Annotated in this window: 13 protein-coding genes; all 13 read right to left on the bottom strand. The window is 71.4% G+C overall.

Features of this window, described 5'->3' with window-relative positions:
* Nucleotides 1-4 precede the first annotated feature (4 nt).
* The 13 genes from IF78_RS0130590 to IF78_RS0130530 are packed head-to-tail and all read right to left on the bottom strand — an operon-like array spanning nt 5 to nt 17,634.
* Nucleotides 5-541 (bottom strand): phage baseplate assembly protein V, encoded by a 537-nt coding sequence (locus IF78_RS0130590; RefSeq protein WP_031481608.1) that lies wholly within the window; start codon nt 539-541, stop codon nt 5-7.
* 60 nt (nt 542-601) lie between these two features.
* Nucleotides 602-1,741, bottom strand: coding sequence for a hypothetical protein (locus tag IF78_RS0130585; RefSeq protein WP_031481605.1), 1,140 nt, complete (start codon nt 1,739-1,741; stop codon nt 602-604).
* Complete coding sequence (locus tag IF78_RS0130580) at nt 1,734-2,117, bottom strand: LysM peptidoglycan-binding domain-containing protein (protein ID WP_031481603.1); 384 nt, start codon at nt 2,115-2,117, stop codon at nt 1,734-1,736. Before IF78_RS0130580 ends, IF78_RS0130585 begins: the two co-directional genes overlap by 8 nt.
* A gap of 10 nt (nt 2,118-2,127) precedes the next feature.
* On the bottom strand, nt 2,128-2,850 hold the full coding sequence (locus tag IF78_RS0130575; RefSeq protein WP_031481601.1) for a hypothetical protein: 723 nt from the start codon (nt 2,848-2,850) through the stop codon (nt 2,128-2,130).
* On the bottom strand, nt 2,847-3,548 hold the full coding sequence (locus tag IF78_RS0130570; RefSeq protein ID WP_051828296.1) for a hypothetical protein: 702 nt from the start codon (nt 3,546-3,548) through the stop codon (nt 2,847-2,849). Before IF78_RS0130570 ends, IF78_RS0130575 begins: the two co-directional genes overlap by 4 nt.
* Before the next feature lie 9 nt (nt 3,549-3,557).
* Entirely contained in the window at nt 3,558-10,412 is a 6,855-nt protein-coding gene (locus tag IF78_RS0130565) for an eCIS core domain-containing protein (protein ID WP_031481598.1), read from the bottom strand.
* Nucleotides 10,409-10,705 (bottom strand): hypothetical protein, encoded by a 297-nt coding sequence (locus IF78_RS0130560; protein ID WP_031481597.1) that lies wholly within the window; start codon nt 10,703-10,705, stop codon nt 10,409-10,411. The genes IF78_RS0130565 and IF78_RS0130560 overlap by 4 nt, the downstream gene beginning before the upstream one ends.
* Nucleotides 10,696-12,711 carry an ATP-binding protein gene (locus IF78_RS0130555; RefSeq protein WP_031481596.1) on the bottom strand — a complete coding sequence of 672 codons (2,016 nt, stop codon included), beginning with the start codon at nt 12,709-12,711 and terminating at the stop codon, nt 10,696-10,698. Before IF78_RS0130555 ends, IF78_RS0130560 begins: the two co-directional genes overlap by 10 nt.
* Nucleotides 12,712-12,744: 33 nt before the next feature.
* Nucleotides 12,745-13,620, bottom strand: a complete 876-nt coding sequence (locus IF78_RS0130550) for a Pvc16 family protein (RefSeq protein ID WP_031481595.1) — start codon at nt 13,618-13,620, stop codon at nt 12,745-12,747.
* A gap of 33 nt (nt 13,621-13,653) precedes the next feature.
* Complete coding sequence (locus IF78_RS0130545) at nt 13,654-14,400, bottom strand: hypothetical protein (protein WP_031481593.1); 747 nt, start codon at nt 14,398-14,400, stop codon at nt 13,654-13,656.
* Entirely contained in the window at nt 14,393-15,184 is a 792-nt protein-coding gene (locus IF78_RS0130540; protein ID WP_031481591.1) for a T4 family baseplate hub assembly chaperone, read from the bottom strand. The genes IF78_RS0130545 and IF78_RS0130540 overlap by 8 nt, the downstream gene beginning before the upstream one ends.
* A gap of 26 nt (nt 15,185-15,210) precedes the next feature.
* Entirely contained in the window at nt 15,211-15,735 is a 525-nt protein-coding gene (locus IF78_RS0130535; protein WP_004003113.1) for a phage tail protein, read from the bottom strand.
* Between the two features lie 33 nt (nt 15,736-15,768).
* Nucleotides 15,769-17,634, bottom strand: coding sequence for a phage tail sheath subtilisin-like domain-containing protein (locus tag IF78_RS0130530; RefSeq protein WP_031481587.1), 1,866 nt, complete (start codon nt 17,632-17,634; stop codon nt 15,769-15,771).
* Nucleotides 17,635-17,912: the final 278 nt, after the last annotated feature.

The following is a 17,912-nucleotide window of genomic DNA, read 5'->3' as shown; positions in this document are numbered from 1 at the left end:
TTTCCTATCGCTTCGAGAGCACGGTCAACTGGCCCTCGTTGATGGTCACTTCACGGCCGCGCAGAATGACCTCCGCCCCTGCGCCGGTCGCGATGACCACGGCCTCCTTGGTGATGCGGATGTACGCGCCGCCCTGCGCCTGCAGGAGGATCCCCTGCTCGGCGCCGGGCGTGTCGTTCATGACGATCTTGTGCGCCTGCGGCGTCTGCACGACCACGGGCTTGTTGGGCGAGTTGGTCTGCAGTTCGCGGCGCGCGTCGGGCGGGAGCTCTTCGGCGGCGCCGTACCAGCACCCGGTCCACACGGGGAAGCTGGGGTCCCCCTGCTCGAACTCCACCCACACGCCCGCGCCCGGCGGCGGCACCACGAACTGCCCCGACTCGGGCCCCGTGAACGGCAGGCAGGGCAGCGCCCAGGTCGACGGCTCGTCGCCGAGGACGTCCGGGACCTCGACGGTGATACGGCCGATGCGCAGCGGATCGTCGTTGCTGACGACGCGGCCACGGAACTTGCCGAGGTAGCGATTGCTGGGTGCCGCCATGGTGGAGGTGCTCCTGGTTGGTGGGTCTGAGTCGTGGGTGTGCGGGTGTGCTTGTGCGGGTTACGGCCGGACGTAGTCGCTGCGGGCTTCCAGGCCCTCTCGGGAGAGGGTGAAGTTCTGCTGGTACGAGCCCGGACGCAGGTTGTGCGTGACGGACTTGACGAAGTAGTCGCCGTCGTACGCCCGTCCCGAGCCGCGTACGCCGACGAGCTGGCGTGGCTGCAGGATGTAGCCGTGCCGGATGACGTCGAGTGAGCCGGATCCTGAGACGACGTCGGCGGACACGGCGGCACGGGCGAGGAGTTCGGCCTCGGCCTGCTCGCGTTGCTGCTTGGCCGTGCCGGAGAGCGTCCTGCGCTTGAGGGCCGGCGTGGGCCGCTTGCCGAGGGGCGGGCGCAGGGGGCTGATGGACGGCTGCGGGAGCAGGGCCGACTGCCGGGTCTCGGGGTTCTGCCAACGGGCCTGCGGCTCTTCGCGCGCGGTGCCGTCGTACGCGAACGTCAACTGGTCGACGGTGGAGTTGGCGTCCATGTTGACGTTGAGGGCGTGCTGGCGGATGCCGAGACGGACCTCCGGTCCCCAGCGGGCCGAGGACTGGCCGGGGTTGGGGCCGGGCTCGAGATAGAACGTGTAGCCGTTGGCGCGGGCGAGCTCGGTGACGTACTGCAGGTCGGTCTGTGTCTGGTAGTGCACCCGCAGGTCCTGATGCGGGGGCTGGGCGATCTTCTCGGTGTAGACGTCGGGCCGGATGCCGTAGTCCGAGTACCGGCGCAGGATGGCGAGCACCCGCTCGGAGGGCGGCAGGTTCGGGTACCGGGCGGTGCGTTCCTCCAGGTCCATGAGGAGGGTGAGGTCCTCGCCGGTGACGGTGAGGGTGGAGTGCCCGGGCTGGTTGCTCGCACCCACCTCGTGACGGACGATCAGCCCGTCGAAGAGCACGTCGGACGTGCCCCGGACGGTCACGGTGACGATGATCCGGGTCTTGGGATCGAAGAACCCCTCGGGCAGGAGCCGCCGGCTGATGATCCCGTTCTTGGTGAGGTCGAAGGCGAGCTGGAACCCGCTGCGCTCCCCCGCGGTCGCGGTGATCTGGGCGGACAGCAGGGCCTCGGTCACCTCGGCCGGGACGGGCCGGGCGAGCTTGGGCCCCATGTGGAGCGTGATGTGGACGGGGCCCTGCCCCACGGGCAGATCAAACACGCCGGTCTCCCCTGCCGCCCGGGAACCCGCCGGCGAGCGGGATGTCGATGACACGGCCCGCCTCGTCGGTCAACTCGCGTGGATCGAGTACGGGGTTGGCGTCGGCGATCTGCCACCACTGCCCGGGGTCGCCGAAGTAGCGCTGCGCGAGCAGGTCGGGGCGCTCGCCCGCGCCGACGGTGTGGGTCTGGGTGTCTTCGGCGTCGGGGGTCTGTTCGAGCGGGGGCAGCAAGCGGCGCTTGGTGTAGCGGACTTCGGTGCCGTCGGGGCGGCGGTGGATGCCGATCTCGGCGTCGTGGTAGCGGCTGGTGCGGGGGTAGGGGTGGGCGCCCGGGATGGCGTCCAGGGCGTTCTCGTAGGGCTCGATGTCGGCCATGGTGTGCTGCTCAGCCCCTTCCGATGACGGCGTTGGTTCCGGCGCCGAATCCGATTCCGCCTCCGCCTATGCCTCCGCCGAGCCCGAGCGAGCCGAGGCTGCCGCCGCGTGCCGCTGCGGCGAGGCGCTCCTTCTGGGCGAGGTGCGCCATGTAGAGGTCGGCGCCGCGGTGGCCGGCGGGGAGGTCGCTGACGGTGAGGATCTTCATGCCGATGCTGAGAGAGGCGCGGATCGGGTTGAGGTTCACGTCGAAGGCGGACTCGTTGACCGAGAGCTCGGTGAGCCGGACGGGCATGACCCGCTTGCTGCCCCAGGTGAAGAGGGTGAGCGGCATCTCGATCGGGCTGATCTCGATGGCGCCCTTCTGGGAGAGCTTCATCGCGGCGCGCAGCTGGGCGGTGGTCGGCTGCACCAGCATTTCGAGGGTCGCGAGTTGCGGGTGGATGCCGTCGGGCGCGGCGATCTCGAACTGGTCGGTGGCGTCGATCTCGGCGGTGAACTTCCAGGTCTCCTGGGCGGGGCCCTTGAGGCGCAGGGCCTCGTTGCGGTCACCGCTGCCGGTGCCGCCGCTTCCGGAGTCGCCGCTGTCGCCGGCGGACTGGGGGGCGACGCTGCGCTCCAGGGTGTCCGGGTTGAACTGCAGGACGATGATCCGCTGGGGGGTGCCGGTGTCGGGGTTGACGACGACTATTCCGGAGCGGATGGGTTTGGGGATGTCGGCGTAGCGGGTCACAGGCGTTCCTCTAGTCGGGCCCGCAGGTCCGTGTAGTCGTGGTCGGGGAAGAGCCGGGGGAAATCCTCGGCCATCTCTTTCAGTCCTCCGGCGCTGGAGGCGAAGCCCAGCCCGCTGAACGCCGGCTCGCAGTACAGGTACTGCCAGCCCATGACGCCCTTGGTGATCAGCAGCGCGTCCAGGTAGCCGGCGTAGTCCAGCTCCATCGGCATGACGCCCTGGCGGGTGTCGAAGAACCAGATCTCGGGGTCGGTCGCGCCCGGAGTGGCACGCAGCAGGGCCATCCGGCCCGCACCGGTGCGCGGGGTGTCGTCGAAGTAGCGCAGTTCGCGGTAGAGGGCACGCTCGGTGTCGTCCTCGCCCTTCCAGATCACGTCCATGCGCTGGTCGAGGACGGTGGTCAGCAGGTGCGCGAGCCGGAACTCGCCGACCAGCCGGGAGCCAGGGCGGCTCGACCGCCAGTACGCCTCGATCGAGCCGTGTCGGAAGTACCGCTCCCGGATGCGCGGACCGAACGGCAGGTCGTCGTCCTCGGCCAGGTCCTCGAAGACGGGCCCGGCGTCGTCGAAGCCGTAGGGGATCTCGCCGAACTGCGCACGCCGTACCGCGATTTCTGCGGTGTCGCGGAGTTCGCGGAGGACCTCGGCGCAGCGCTCCTCGAACGGATACCGGAATTCGGTGTCGTTGTCTTGTGTCATGGCGGATCCCTACTCCAAGTCCCAGTCCACGTCGCCCTGGGCGATAAGTGCGGCGTAGTTGGCGATCAGGGTCTCGAGGCCGTCCCCCAAGGAGATGCCTTTCTTCCGGGCGAAAGCCTTCAGTGCCCTTCTGACCTGACCCGTTCCGCCTGCCTCCGTGAACTTCGGCTGGGGCATTTCCTTGCGGGCGTCCACGAAATGCCTGGCCAGCGTTTCGTTCTTGCCTCCGAGGAGCCTTTTGTTCACGGTGGGGCGGCCGACGGTGTTGATGGACAGGCGGGTCTTCTCATTGTCGGCGAGCGGCTTGGGCCTGCGTTCGAAGACGGGACCGCCGTCCTTGGGCCGCCAGTCGCTCCGCTCCTTGCCGGTGCCACCGATCTTCTCGTAGCCACCGTACTGGGCGTAAATGTAGCTCGGCAGGTGGGGCCAGTCGGCGTGGTTGAACTCCGCGCCCGAGCGATACCAGATGAGCGTCTCCTCGTCCGGGATCGCTCGATAGGCGGGCAGTTCGATCCCGTCGCGGAAGTCGAAGTTCGTCGATGGACCCCTGGCCGGAACAAGGTTGTTTCCGGTCGCCTTTCCACCCAGCCGCTCGGGCAGCAGATGCATTCGAACCCAACGGGCACCCTTGCCCAGGCCCCGGTTGTCCGCGATCTCCTCCCAGCCCGGCGGCTGCCCGTCGTCCGCCTCGGGGGCCTCCTGCCCGCCGCCGCCGAACACTGTCTTGGCCGACGTTCCGAGGTACCGGGACTCGTGATCCTCCGCGGGACGCTGTTCGTCATCGTCCAGAGTGAGGTTCGTGAAGGGCTGGAAGTCCGGTTTGGGAATGTCGTAGTAGAGGCGATGGCGCGCCTGCTGGGCGAATTGCATCATCTCTCTCTTGAGCTCGCCTTCCTTTGCCCTCTTCTCCTTCTTCCGCTTCTCCGGATCCGACTCCTTCAGTGGGCGCGCCTTGACCTTTTCGACTTCGTCGTACTGCTCACGGGCCTTCGCCAGGTAGGCGTCCTGCGCCGCCTTGTGCGGCCTTGCCTCCGGCCTGCCGAGGTCACTGTCCCAGTCGGCCAGGAACGGTGGGATCTCGGTCGGCGTGCTGTGCATGTACAGCTGGGCACGCACGCCTCGGCCATGGAACATGAGCGTGTGCCGCTCGCCGTCGTCGGCATCGGCGTACCGCACCGTGGGCATGGTGATGTCCGAGGTGTCACGCTCACGCTGCTCCGACCGGTTCCTGCCGCGCCTGCGCGAACGGTCGTCGCGCATCCGGTCCCTGCGCCGCCGCCACAGGTCCCGCAGGCGCCGCAGCCGGTCGTTCATGCGGCTGCCCAGCCGGCGCCGCGCCTTGCCGTAGAGCTTGCGTGCCGCGCGACGCGCCCTGTTCGCTGCCGACTTGACGGTCTGTCGGGCACGCCGGACCCGGCGGGGGCGGTCTCCCGGACGACGCTCCCGGTCGGTGTCGCGACGCCGGTCGTCCCTGCGGTCGCGGTCCGGACGGCGGTCCTCCGTGCGGCGCTTGTCGTCGTCGGGGCGACGGTCGCCCGGACGCGTCTTCCTGGGATCGCGGTCCCGGTCGTCCGTACGGTCCGTACCAGGACGCCGCCGGTCGGGGCGGAGCGTGTCGCGAGCCGGGCCGCGACGTGCGGGGCCGGCCGTGCGGCCGTCGCGGTCCTCGTCGCGCGTCCTCTTTTCCGCCTCCTTCGCCCTCCGCCTGGCGGCATTGACCTCGCGGCCCTCCTCACGGCGTTCGTCGTCGTCGCGGCGCTTCTTCGGACGGGTGGTGTGCGAGGGGCGCGGCTTCTTCTCGGGGGAAGAGCGTTTGCCGGGGCGGGGCTTGGACTCGGGGCGGGACCTCTTGTCCGGGGAGGGCTTGCGCGGGGCCGGACGGTCGGCCGGCCTGTCCGTGGCGGACGGCTCGTCCTCCTTCGGCCTGTCGTCCTTGGGCTTGTTCGGTGCCGAAGGCTGCCCCGGCGCGTCCGGCCGCCCGGGCTTGTCCTTCTTCGTGCGAATGTTCTTCAGCATGTCGCCCAGCCGTTCGGCGACCTTGCCCATGAACCTGCCGACGCCCTCGATCAGGAATGTGTAGACCAGCTCCAGCAGGGCCACGACACCCGCCGCGACCGCCTTCGCGAAGGGCAGCGCGCCGTTGCCGCTCTTGACCGACTTCAGGAAGTCCATGAACAGGCCGAAGGCGGCGAGGATCTCGCTCAGCGCTCCCCATGCCGTCTGGAGGGCGTCGATGATCGCCATCACCCAGCCGGCGCCGGGGATCAGCTTGGCGACGACCTTCTGCAGGACCAACACGCCGATGATCACCGGTAGTTGGGGCACCGCCTCGTCCCAGGCCATCTGGGCCATCTGGTCGACGGTCACCCCGCCGTCGACCAGGGCCTGGAAGTCCTCCATCGGGATGCCGACTATCTCCTGGACCTTCTGGTTGAACCAGGCCTTGACCGCCGTCTTGATCTCGTTGAAGAGGTGGTCCCGGGCCCCGGTCTCGGCCGCGGCGCCCGCCTTGCTGATCCAGTCGCCGGGGTCGGAGACGATGTCGTTGAAGATGGCGGCCCACTCGCCGAGAGCGGCGACGGCGGCGGCGCCGAACTCCAGGGCGCCGACGGTGACGGCCTCGGCGACATCGACGGCCGCCAGCAGTCCGGTCTCCAGCACATCAAGGCCGGCGAGCAGCGCGCCGCACAGTCCGTCGAGCAGCTTCCCGGCGACCTCCTTGAGGGCGTCGGCGAACTCGTTGACCTTCTGTACGGCCCAGTCCCGCGCGCCGTCGATGGTCCTGCGCCACTTGTCGCGCATCGCCGGGTAGTCGGCGAGGAGTTCGTCGCCGAGGGCGATCAGCGCGTCGGCGAACTGGTTGATCTGGTCGATGACCCAGTTGCGCGCGTCGTCGATGAGCTTGAAGACCTGCTGCTTGAACTTGTCGATGAGGTCGGTGACGACCTGGCGGGCCTTCTCGAAGATGCTCTTGATGGCGTTCTTGAGGCCCTCGAAGAACTCCTTCAGCTTCTCGATGGCTTCTTCGAGCCAGTTGTCGGCGTCGTCCTTGCCCTCGTCCTGCTTCTTCTCCGCGTCCCGCTCGGCGTTGGTCTGTTCCGTCTCGATCTTCTTGTTGTCGTCCTCGGTGCGCTTGTCGACGTCCTTGTCGGTGTCCTCTTCCTTCTTCTTGATGTCCTTGCGGACCGCGTCGTACTTCTTGCCCTTCTTGTCGTCGATCTCCGAGACCTTGTCGTCCTGCTCCTTGCGCCACTGGTCGCGGGAGTCGGAGATGTCGGAGCGGCCCTTGTCGCGGGCGTCGGCCTGCCTCTTGCCGCTGGCGTCGACCTCGCGCTTGAGGTCCTCGTCGTACTGCCGGCGGTCGTCCGTGGCCTTCTTGTCCTTGGCCTGGCGTTCCTGACCCATCTTCTGCCCGCCGTCGGCGAAGCCGGCCTGGATCTGCGGGCCGCGGTCGTGTTCGGCGACGGCGGAGGCGGACTCGATGGGCACGCCACCGGACACCGAGCGCGGACCGCTCGCCTTGGCGCCCTTCTTCCCGCCGGCGACCTTGCCGGTCAGGGTCTCCTTGGGGACGTCCGGGTAGATCTGGTCCTCGCCCATGGGCCGGGCCGCGTCGTCACGGCCCGCCTGGTGCAGCTCTGTCTTCCGCTCGTCGAGCTTCTGACCCTGTTCGTCCGTGCGCTGCGGGTCGGAGTCGTTCTCCAGTGGTAGCCGCGGGGCGTCGCCCACCCGGGCGTTCTGCAGACCCTCGTCCTTGGTCGGGAGCCCGAGGATGGAGTCGATCAGGTCGTCGAGCGGCAGGATCTCCTTGAGCAGCTTGCCGAACAGCTGGGCGCCGATGGTGAGGGCCATGTCCCACCAGCTCGGCTCCGGCACGTTCGCGCCCGGCACCTCCCCTTCCGGCTTCTGCTCGCCGGTGATCTCGGGCGTCTTGCCCGCGGCGGCCTCGGTGCGGGCGACCTTGGCGTTGGTGTAGGTGCCGGGGGCCGCGGGCGTCGGTCCGCCGGGAACGGTGCGCGGCGAACCGGACGGGCGCTGCGTGGTGGGCGGCGCCTTGCGCAGGGCGGAGCGCTCTTTGTCGACGGAACGGCCCACGGCGGCGTCGACGCCCTTCAGCGTCTCCAGGGCTTGGTGCGGCTTGAGCGACCCCGCCGTGGCCAGGCCCGCCTCGGGCGTGGCGTTGGAGACGTCCGGGGCCGGGGCCTCCTTCTTGGCCTTCGAACCGCCGGCGGGTGCGCTACGGCCGCCGCCACCGCGACCGCCGGACCGAACAGGTGCGGGTGCGGCAGCGGTACGGCCGCCGCCCCCGCCGCTCCTGCGAGCGGTCTTCGCCGCCTGCCGTGCCGCCTGCCGCCTGCCGCCCGTCGGCCGGCCTCGCGAGGCTGTCGAGCCTCCCGTCGCCCCGCCGGCCCCCGGTGCCTCGGTGGCCTTCGGGGCGTTGGTCCTCGCCTCCGGCCCGGCGGACATGGAAGGACCGTTGCCGGGTGCCAGCTTCGGGGCGGCGACAGGTCCCGGGGTGGAGACCTTGTCGGGGCCGGTCGCGGGTCCAGGAGAGGTGGCGTGGCCGTTGCCCTCGGTCACGTCCTGGTCGCCTGCGGGGGGCGTGGCAGGGGCGGGCTGTGTGCCGTCCTTGCCCTGATCCGCGCCCTTGCCGTCCTGACCGGTCGCGTTCCCGTCCTGGTCCGTGGACCTGTCCGCCTGTCGGCCCTGCTCCTTGCCTCCGCCTGCTCCTGCCTCCGTCCCGCTCCGACCCGAGGCGCCTGCCTCGGCTCCGGCCCTGCCTTCTCCTTGGCCGCGGCTCCCGCCGTCCGACGCGGCCTGGGAGCCCTGGGCACCCGACGGCGAACCCGCCGACTGGGTACGGGCGTCCTCGTCCGCCTTGGCCAACTGGTCGGGTCCGGCCGCCTCACCGGGAGCGGTCACAGTGTCCTGTCCGGCACCGTCGGCGGCGCGTGCCTCCTCGTCGCGCCGCGCGGCCTCGGCGTCCACCTGACGTTCGTCGGTCCGCTCCTTGTCCGCGTCCTTCCCCGTGACGGACGTGGATGTCCCCACCGCTGCGGCTCCCAGGGACAGGCCCGCCGCAGTCGGCCCGCCCCCGTCCGCCGCGAAGTCCTGGTCCGCGGCCACACCCTCCATGAGCTCCTGAACGGCCCGGTCCTCGGCCTCGTCCTCATCGGTGCGCGCGGTGGTGTCAGGTGCGGTCTCGGGTTCTGCCGTGTCCTGGGCCTCGTCCGCAACCGACGGGCCGTCGGAGAACGTAAGGGCAGGCGCAGAGGGCTCTCCTCTCTTGCGCCGCACGAACAACCGGGAGTCGACCGCCGTGTCCTCGCCCGACGGCGCGGTGTCGGCGTCCGACGCACGGCTGTCGCTCGGCTCCTCGTCGGCGTCCGGCTCGGCGTCCTCCTCGGCGGACTCGTTCTCCAGCCCCAACGGCTCGTCGTCGGCGTCCTGTTCGTTCTCCGGGTCACCCATGGTGCGAGCCGCACCGGTGTCGCCGCCGGTGCGCGGTCGCTCGCCCGGCTCCGCTCCGCTCCGGTCCACCGCTGCCGGAGCGGCGGGCTGCTGCCGGGCAGCCTCGGCCTGCCGAGGCTCCTGCTCACCGGCCTGCTTCTCAGGTTCCGGCGCGGCCTCCTCCTGAGCCCCGCCCGTCTCCTCCTGCGCCTGCTGTTCGTCGCGCTGGTCCTGCTCCTTCTGTTCCTGCTGGTTGTCCGCCGCGTCCTTGCGTTCTTCCGCGGCGTCCTTCTGCGCGCCCTGGCCGGAGGCGTTGCGCTCCTCCTGCCGGTCCTGGGACCGTTCCTGCTGCCGCCCGGCCGAATCCTGCCGGCCCCGAGCAGCGCCCTGCCCGCCGGACGCGTCACGTTCGTCGTCCTTGGCGCCCTGCTCCTTGGTGTCCTGGTCCTGCCGTTCGCCGGGCCTCGTCCGCCCGTCGTCCTCCTGCCGTCCGTCCCCGTCCCGGGGGGCGTCCGCGCGCTCGCCGTGCTCCTGCCGCTCCTCGGCAGCAGCCCGCTCGCGCTCCTCCTCGACCTCCTCCACCGCCCCGGGCACGGCCGAGGGAGCCGCGGCTGCCTCGGCCGGCAACGGCCCCGCCTGCTCCGTCTCCTCCACGGCCTCCAGCAACCGGTCGAGCACCGGCGTGGGCAGCCGCAGTTCCAGCCGGTCGAAGACGATGTCCTGGACCTGCGGCGCCATCCACGCCAACTGCAGCCGCACCCGCCCCGAACGGTCCTCCGGGTCGCCGCGCAGGGAGCGCAGCAGCGTGTTGGCCATGCGGTCGGCCACGGTCGCCGGGTCCAGCTGTTCCATTCGGCGCCGGTCGGCGTCGACCGTGGCGTACCGCAGCCAGCCCGGCGTGGCCTGCCCCTGGGCGACGTCCGTCCGCTCGGCGCCCGCGGTCTCCGGCTGTTCGACGAGATCCCGCGCCGCCGACTCCGCCTCCCGCTCGATCGCCTGCTGCGGCAGACTCACCGCCCCCAGCTCCCGCCCCGCGCGCAAGGCGCCGAGGCCGTGCGGGTTCTGCACGGTGTGCAGCAGCTCGTGGGCGAGGAGGCGGAGGCCCTCGTCGGTGCCGGGCTTGAAGGTGCCCGGGGCGAAGAAGACGTCCTGGCCCACCGCGACCGCGTCGGCGCCGAGCAACTCGGTCAGATGTCCTGCGTCGCGGTCGGTGTGCAGCCGTACCCGGCTGAGGTCGTGGCCGAGCCGCTCCTCCAGCTCGCGTCGTACACCGGGGTCAAGAGGCTGCCCGGCGCCACTGACGATGTCCTTCGGCTCGGGCGTGCGGGACTTGGCGGCACGTTCCTTGCGCCTGCGACGGCGCTGTTCGGCCGACTGCTCGGAACGGGCGTCCTGGGACTGGGAGTCGCTCATCGTGTCACCTCCCCATGGCCGCTGAGCCCTTCGTGCACCGCGCGGGCCAGTTCCTGGCCGAGGCGGCGGGCGGACAGGCCCGCGGGCAGCGGCGGCAGGCCGGACAGCGCGTCGAGGGTCAGGGCACCGTCGGCGGCCAGCGGGACGCCATGGGCGCGGACCAGGCGGGTCAGTTCGCGTTCGAAGGCGACGGACACCCGCTCCGGGTCCACGCGGAAACCGTGGAGCGCGAGTTCGCCGATCTCCACCCGGATCTCACGAGGCTCCTTGGGGTTCTCCCTGTTCACACCCATCCCCGCACCTCCGCCGGTGTCAGAGAACGCTCCAGCTTCAGATACTCCGTACGCGCCGCCGCCAGCATGTGCCGCATCTGCAGCCGATCGCCCTCCTCGGCAGCCAGGAAGGCTCCGGACAGTGCGATGTTGCGGATAGAGCCGCCCGCCACGGTGAGCTGGGCGAGCAGCCGAGGGTCGATGTCCTTGACCGGCGCCTGTGACGGCAGCACCCGGCGCCAGATCTCCGCGCGCTCGTGCTCGCCGGGGAAGGGGAAGTCGACGACGAAGCGGATGCGGCGCATGAAGGCGGTGTCGAGGGCCTTCTTCATGTTGGTGGTGAGGATGGCGAGGCCGCGGTAGGCCTCCATCCGCATCAGCAGGTAGCTGACCTCGAGGTTGGCGTACCGGTCGTGGCTGTCCTTGACCTCGCTGCGCTTGCCGAACAGTGCGTCGGCCTCGTCGAACAGCAGCAGCGCGCCGCCGCGTTCGGCGGCGTCGAAGACGCGGCGGAGGTTCTTCTCGGTCTCGCCGATGTACTTGCTGACGACCTGGGAGAGGTCGACGATGAACAGGTCGAGCCCGAGTTCCTTCGCCATGACCTCGGCGGCCAGCGTCTTGCCGGTACCGGAGCCGCCCGCGAACATCGCGGTGACGCCGAGGCCGCGACGCAGGGTGCCGGCGAAGCCCCACTCCTGGTGGACGGTGGCCCGCTGCCGTACGTGCGCGACGATCTCGCGCAGCACGCTGGTCTGCCTCTCGTGCAGGACCAGGTCGTCCCAGCCGGCCTCCGGCTCGATCCGGCGACCCAGCTCGTCCATGCCGACGCGGGCCTCCTCCATCCCTGCCTGCCAGGCGAGTTGGGCGGCGTCCAGTTGGTCCTCGTACGGCAGGCGGCGGCGTACGGCCGTGGCGGCGGAGCGTACGACGTGTGGCGGGAGCTGGAACTGCGCGACCAGGGAACGGAGTTCGCTGTCGTCGAGGTCGGCGACGGGGTGGAAGGCCTGCGCCCACAGCTCGACCTGCTCCTCGTCGTCCATACGCGGCACGGCCACCCGGGCGCCGTGCGGCCGGTCCGTGCGGAGCGGGTCCTCGCTCGAGACGACGACCGGTACGGCCGCCCCGGCCAGGAACGCCTCGGTCGCCGCCCGCTGGTCGCGGTCCAGGTCGCCGACCTCGACGAGCAGGGCGGCGGGCAGCAGGATCGCCTCGCGCTGCCAGAGCCGGGCGAGGCGGTCGCGTTCGGCGGGGTCGGTCGGTACGTCCTCGGCGCCCATGGCGTACAGGCCGAGCCCGGAGCGCGCGGCCGCCGCGGCGGCGATGTCGGCCCGGCTGCGCAGGTCACCGCCGGTCACCTCGACGAGCAGTGGCGCGTCCGGGCTCGCCCCCGTCGTCCAGCCCTCGGCGGCACGGCTCGCGGCCAGGTCGTACGACGGTGGCAGCTCCTCCGGCACCGGGGTGCGGCGCAGGCGGCCGTGCAGGCGGGCGTCCAGGTACGGGGAGCCCAGCAGGAAGTGCAGGATCCGCTCGTCGAGCCGTAGTCGGGAAGTCGTCAGCCTCGACTCGTCGTCCAGCTCGACGATCCGCCAGCGGCGCAGGGGTGCGACCGGGGTGAGCGCGCTCCAGTGCGGTTCGGCGAGGGCTGCCAGGGCGAGGGAGAAGGTCGGGTACGCCCGCTGCGGATCACCGCTGGCCGCGGCGCAGCGCGCCGCCGTCGTGGGGTCCAGTTCGTCGGCGGCGGTGAGGAGGATCAGGTCGCGTTCGAAGGTGGTGAGGCCGAAGCAGCTGACGAGGGCGTCGAGGGGCGCGGTGCCCGGGGCGACGAGAGGAGCGGGGCTCGTGGCGCCGGTGGTGTTCGGCGCGCCGGGCTCGGCCTCGGGCTGCGCGGCGTCGGCCGGTCCGGCGCCTGCCGCGTGGGCGTCGATGCAGGACAGGACACGTCGGATCTCCGCGGTCAGCGTCATGCCGGCGTCGTGTCCGTCCGCCGCCGCCGAAGTGCCCGGCGTGCCCGGCTCGTTCGTCCCCATGTCCTCACCTGCCCCCGTCGCGCTCATCCCGTGTCACTGCTCCGTGTTCTCGCCGCCGCCGTCCGCCTTCCGTGGGCCGGGTGCCGACCGAGGCGTGCGGACGGCTGTCTTACGGGTGCGCGCCGGGGCCTTTGCGACGGCCTTGGCGGGCTTCTTGGCCCCGGCCGGGGCCTTCTTCTCGACGACGGCCGTGCTGACCTTCCCCACCGGGGCTTCGCTCTGCGCACTCTCGCGCGCGGGAGCGTCGGTCGACGGCTCCTCAGACCTCGGCTCAGCCCCCGGAGGGACCGGCGCACCCGGCGCCCCGAACGGCAGCACCCGCACCTCGGGCCGTTCCACGGGCTTCGCCGGGACCGGTGTCTCGCGCCCGTCGATGAAGATCAGGGACGCCTGGTAGACCACCGACAGCGAGTACGGGGTCTGGTGGAGCATCCCCCACAGCTTCGACGTCTCGTCGATGTCCATCACCGTCGGCGAGAACCGCACCCGCTGTGCCGCCTCGGCGAGGTCGCTGCCCGCCAGGTAAGGGCGCTCACCGGCCTGTTCGATGACGTCCTTCGGCAGGATCGGGATCTCGTGCAGGGTGCGCACGACGGCGCCGATCAGCCGCTGCCCGACCAGTTCCGTGTCGTCGCCGTACGCGCTGATCAGGTAGTGCAGGTCGAGCGCGGCGGCCGGCCGCTTGACCAGCTTGCCGTCGGCGGCCCGGGTCGGGAGATCGTTGTTGCGCATCGCCGTGTTGGGCGTGACCTGGTACAGGAACACGTTGATGGTGGGGTGGTCCGGCGGCTCCGCCGGCGGCTTGCGCGGTTCGACCTTGACGGCCTCGCCGAACTCCGGTCCCACGTTGTTCTCGAGCAGCAGGGCGAGGGCCTGGGTGACATGGGCGATGGCGAGTGCGTTGCTCATGAAGTCGGTTCCTCGGTTCCTCGTCGCGTCATGTCACTCCCGCCCTCGCGCCAGGTACTCCGCCAGGCTCAAGGTCGCCCCCGAACGGCCCGTGGCGGGCGTCCGCTGCCGGTTGCCACCGGACGGCGACGGCCCGGCCGTCACCTCCAGCCGCCCGATCTGCACCTGAACCACCTGCTCGGGCGCCTTCCCGGGGCGCCGGGCCGCGGCCTGTCGTACGGCGTCCCGTGCCGCCGCCGTGTCCGCGGCACTGGGCCGCAGGGGGGTGGACACGGCGGCGGGTGAAGCGGCGTCCCTGCCCGGGGGGTTGGGCATGGGCGCCGCGCTCTGGGTGACGGCCCGCTCCGAGCGCCCCCGGCCCACCGCTCGCCGCGCCGCGTCGGGCGTCGGTCGCGGGGTGGTCGCGACGGGCGCGACGGGGCGCAGCAGCGGCGCGTCGGGCAGAGCCCTCGGGGCGGGCCGCGGTGCCGGGTCCGCCGGGGTGTGTTCGGTGCGTACGACCGTCCGCTCCCGTTCCGTGTGCAGCCGGGCCGCGGGCGCCGCCGGACGCGGCGTCCCCACCGGCCGTACGTCCGACGGCGTCGTGGAGGGCCACAGCAGGTCGGTCCCGTCGTCCGGGTCCGGTGCCGTGGCTCGTACCGCCTCCACCCGTTCGAACGGCCCGGGCAGCCGCGGACGTACCCGCACCACGCCCGGGCGAGGGCCGACGGCGGCCGGGGCGTGCCGGGCGATCAGCCGGTCCAGGAAGTCGGGTGCCGGCGCACCCTCAGCGTCAGACATCCGCACACAGCTCCAGGTAGTAGCGGCGCCGCAGCGGGCTGAGCGCCAGGATCTCCGGCTCGCTCCAGCCGTAGGAGGTGGCGAGCAGGTGGACGTCGAGCAGCAGGTCCCGTGCCCAGGCGTCCAGTTCGGTCCAGAGGTAGGAGGCGATGTCGAGCTCGGCGCGGGTGGCCTCGCCGCACTCGGGGCAGGCGATGTTGAGCGTCACGTCGGCCCCGGGGTCGGCCGCCTCGACGGCTTCGGCGATCCGGCGCTGGACCGGGACGGGCAGGTCACCGGCGCTCACGGCCGCCCCGTCGCGCGCCGCCGAGACCAGGCAGCGGGCGAGCAGGGCGGCGCGCGGGTCGGCCGCCCGGGCCGCCGCCGTGAGATCGGCGACACCGGGCAGCCGGAACTCGACGTCCCAGCCGTCCTGCCGCACCCGTACGACAGACCCGGCGACCAGCCCGGCGGACGAGCCACCGCCGTCCGCCGAACCACCCGGTCCGCGCCCGGAAGCGCCCCGCACGCCCAGCGACCGTGCGAACTCCCCGGCGTCCAGGTCGAACTCCATGTCCTCCCCGCACGCCGAGCACGCCAGCCGCACCTGCATCCGCTCCCCGAACAGGGCCCGGCGCAGGGTGAACAGGTCGGCCTCGCGCTCGCCCACCGGCAGCACCGGCAGGCTCGCGGCGTCGACGTCCGGGCGGGCCGTGCGGTGCAGCAGCAGGGCGCGCCCCGTCTGTGCCTCGGCGAGGCCCGCCTCCCAGGTGGCCAGCAGCTCGGCCGCCCCCGTGATCGCCATGTCGTCCCCCCTCAATTACCCAGTGGTCAAGCTGGGTTGAGGAAGGAGGGCTCCTCCGGCTCGGGCACCTCGTAGTCCCGCTCCCAGCCCTCGCACTCGAGCTTCAGCGACTGAATGGCCACCGCGTTGGCGTTGGCGTCCAGCTCGCCGAGGACCTGGTACTCGCTCGGCCAGGTCCGGTACAGCTTGTGCGAGACGGCGACCTGGCCGGCCTCGTTGAGGACCTGGATCACTATGTCCTTGCGGAAGTCGGCGAGGGACACCTCGGAGCCGAGGCCCGCGCCGACCTGCCAGACCTTGTTGGCCCAGCGGTCGAACTCGGGGTCGTGGGTGACCCCGCGCTCCAGGGTGATGCCCTCGAACTCGGAGCGGCCCGGCGACTTGCGGGGCGACGAGGGGTCGCCGCCGTGCCGGTGCTTGACGACCTCCGTCGTCCGCTTGAGCGGACTGATCTTGCTGATGCCGGCGACCGTACGACCGTCCCACAGGACCAGGAACTTGAAGTTCTTGTAGGGGTCGAAGCGATGCGCGTTGACCGTGAACTCAGCCATCGGATTCCTTCAGTTCTCCACGATTCCCCGCGCCTAGAGCGCGAACTGCCCGGACGTCTGCTGGATCTTGACGATCACGAACTCCGCCGGCCGCACCGGTGCGATGCCGACGAGGACGTTGACGATGCCGTTCTCGATGTCCTCGGCGGTCGTCGTGTCGCTGTCGCACTTGACGAAGTACGCCTCGCGCGGGGTGCCGCCCTTGAAGGCGCCCTGACGGAAGAGCGTGTGCAGGTACGAGGAGGCGGCGAGGCGGATCTGCTGCCACAGGTTCTCGTCGTTGGGCTCGAACACCACCCACTGCAGGCCGCGCTGCAGGCTCTCCTCCACGTGGAGGGCGAGCCGCCGTACCGGCACGTACTTCCACTCGCTGTCGAGCGCGTCCGAGCCCTCCAGCGTGCGCGCGCCCCAGACGACCGGGCCGGTCACCGGGAAGGTGCGCAGGCAGTTGACACCGAGCGGGTTGAGCAGGCCGGTCTCACGGTCCGTCAGGTTGACGGTGAGCGAGTGGACGCCCGCGAGCCGCGCCTCGGTGCCGGCCGGGGCCTTCCACACACCGCGCTCGGAGTCGGTGCGGGCGATGACGCCGGCGACCGCGCCGGAGGGCGGGAAGGAGCGCAGCCGGCCCGTGAGCGGGTCGGTGAGCTGCAGGTGCGGGAAGTACAGGCCCGCGTGGTTGCCGCGCACGGTGTCGAAGGCGGCGAGCCCGGCGCGTGCGGTGTCCACGCTGACCCAGGTGCTCGGCGCGTCGACCAGCAGGAAGATCCGGCGCTCGGCGCACAGCCGCTGGGCGGCCGAGATGACGGTGAGCGCGTCCTCGGTCTTCTCGTACGCCGCCAGCTCGGGCAGGGCGAGGAGGTTGACGTCGGCGACACCGCGCAGCGCCTGGATGCCGGTCTTGTCGCCCTCGGAGCCGATGAGGTCACGCGGGCCGGGCGCCTCGCCGTCCTCGCCGCCTTCCAGCGGGAAGACCGGCGGGTTGACGGAGGCCTCCAGGCCCAGGTCGTTGGCGCACTCGCCGAGGAATCGGACGACGTCCTCGGGGTCGGTGGAGCCGGCGACGACCTGGATACGGCGGCCGAAAGCGGTGACCTCGGCGCCCGCGAAGGCGTGCCTGCCGGGCGCGTCGGGCAGGGCGCGCAGCTTGCGCTCCAGGAGCAGCGCCAACTCGGCCACCGAGCACGGGGCTTCGCCGTCGCAGTCGGGGTCGTACAGCTTGAACTCGCGCTCCACCTCGCCGATCTTGACCGTCAGGTCGACGGCCAGGTTCGGGAGTTCGTCGCCGAAGGGCTTGGAGACGGTGCCGGACGGGTCGGGGCGGCCCTCGCCGACGACCTCGACGCGGATCAGCTTGGAGCCCGCGTTGATCACGGTCTGCGCGTAGCGGCCGTGCGAGGGGTCCATGGACAGGCCGGTGAAGCTCTCGCGGGCGTCACCCTTGGCGTCGTAGACGCGGAGGTTGAAGGTCTCGTCGGGGCACGGCGTGTCGTGGTCGACGGCGACACGCAGGCCGTTGCCCCAGACGCCGGGTTCCTTGGCGTGCACCTCGAGGACCGGGCCCTCGCTGTGGCCCTCGGTGGACTTGAGGGTGACGCAGGCGGCCTTGCCGCTGCCGGCCTTGGCGACGCGGACGATCACCGCGACGGTGCCGCCGTTGCCGAAGAACTGGTGGACGGCGTAGCCGACGGCGCTCTGCGCGCTCAGGCCGCCGAAGCGGCGCTCGAACTCCGCGAAGCTGGTGACGCGTACCGGCTCGTTGAGCGGACCCCGCCGGGTGTGGCCCACAAAGGCCGTCACGGACGTGGTCAAGGTCGAGATCGTGCGGGTGCTGCTGGGAAGCTCTTCTACGTAGACGCCGGGATACGTCGGCTTGGCGGCGCTGACCGCGCTCATCGGCATTCCCCCTCCTACTCCCTGTCTCGGGTACCGGACAAAGGCACCAAGAGATGGCAGAGGAGGCATTCCCGACCCGGGGCACGCAAACGCCACTCACACGAGCGACGCCATCACGTACACCGCACCAGTTCCCCCGTCATCACCGTGGGCGGTCGGCCGCACGGCTCAAGCAGCACACGCTTGTGACTCCTGATGCTCAAGTGCTCAACCCACCTTCACGTGTTCGAAGTTGACCGAGCAAGGCGCCTTCAGGCCACCCCGGGAGGGGGTTTGGTGAAGGC

Source organism: Streptomyces bicolor, from assembly GCF_000719285.1.
Classification (GTDB): Bacteria; Actinomycetota; Actinomycetes; order Streptomycetales; family Streptomycetaceae; genus Streptomyces; species Streptomyces bicolor.
This window is presented reverse-complemented; position numbering and strand designations above follow the sequence as displayed.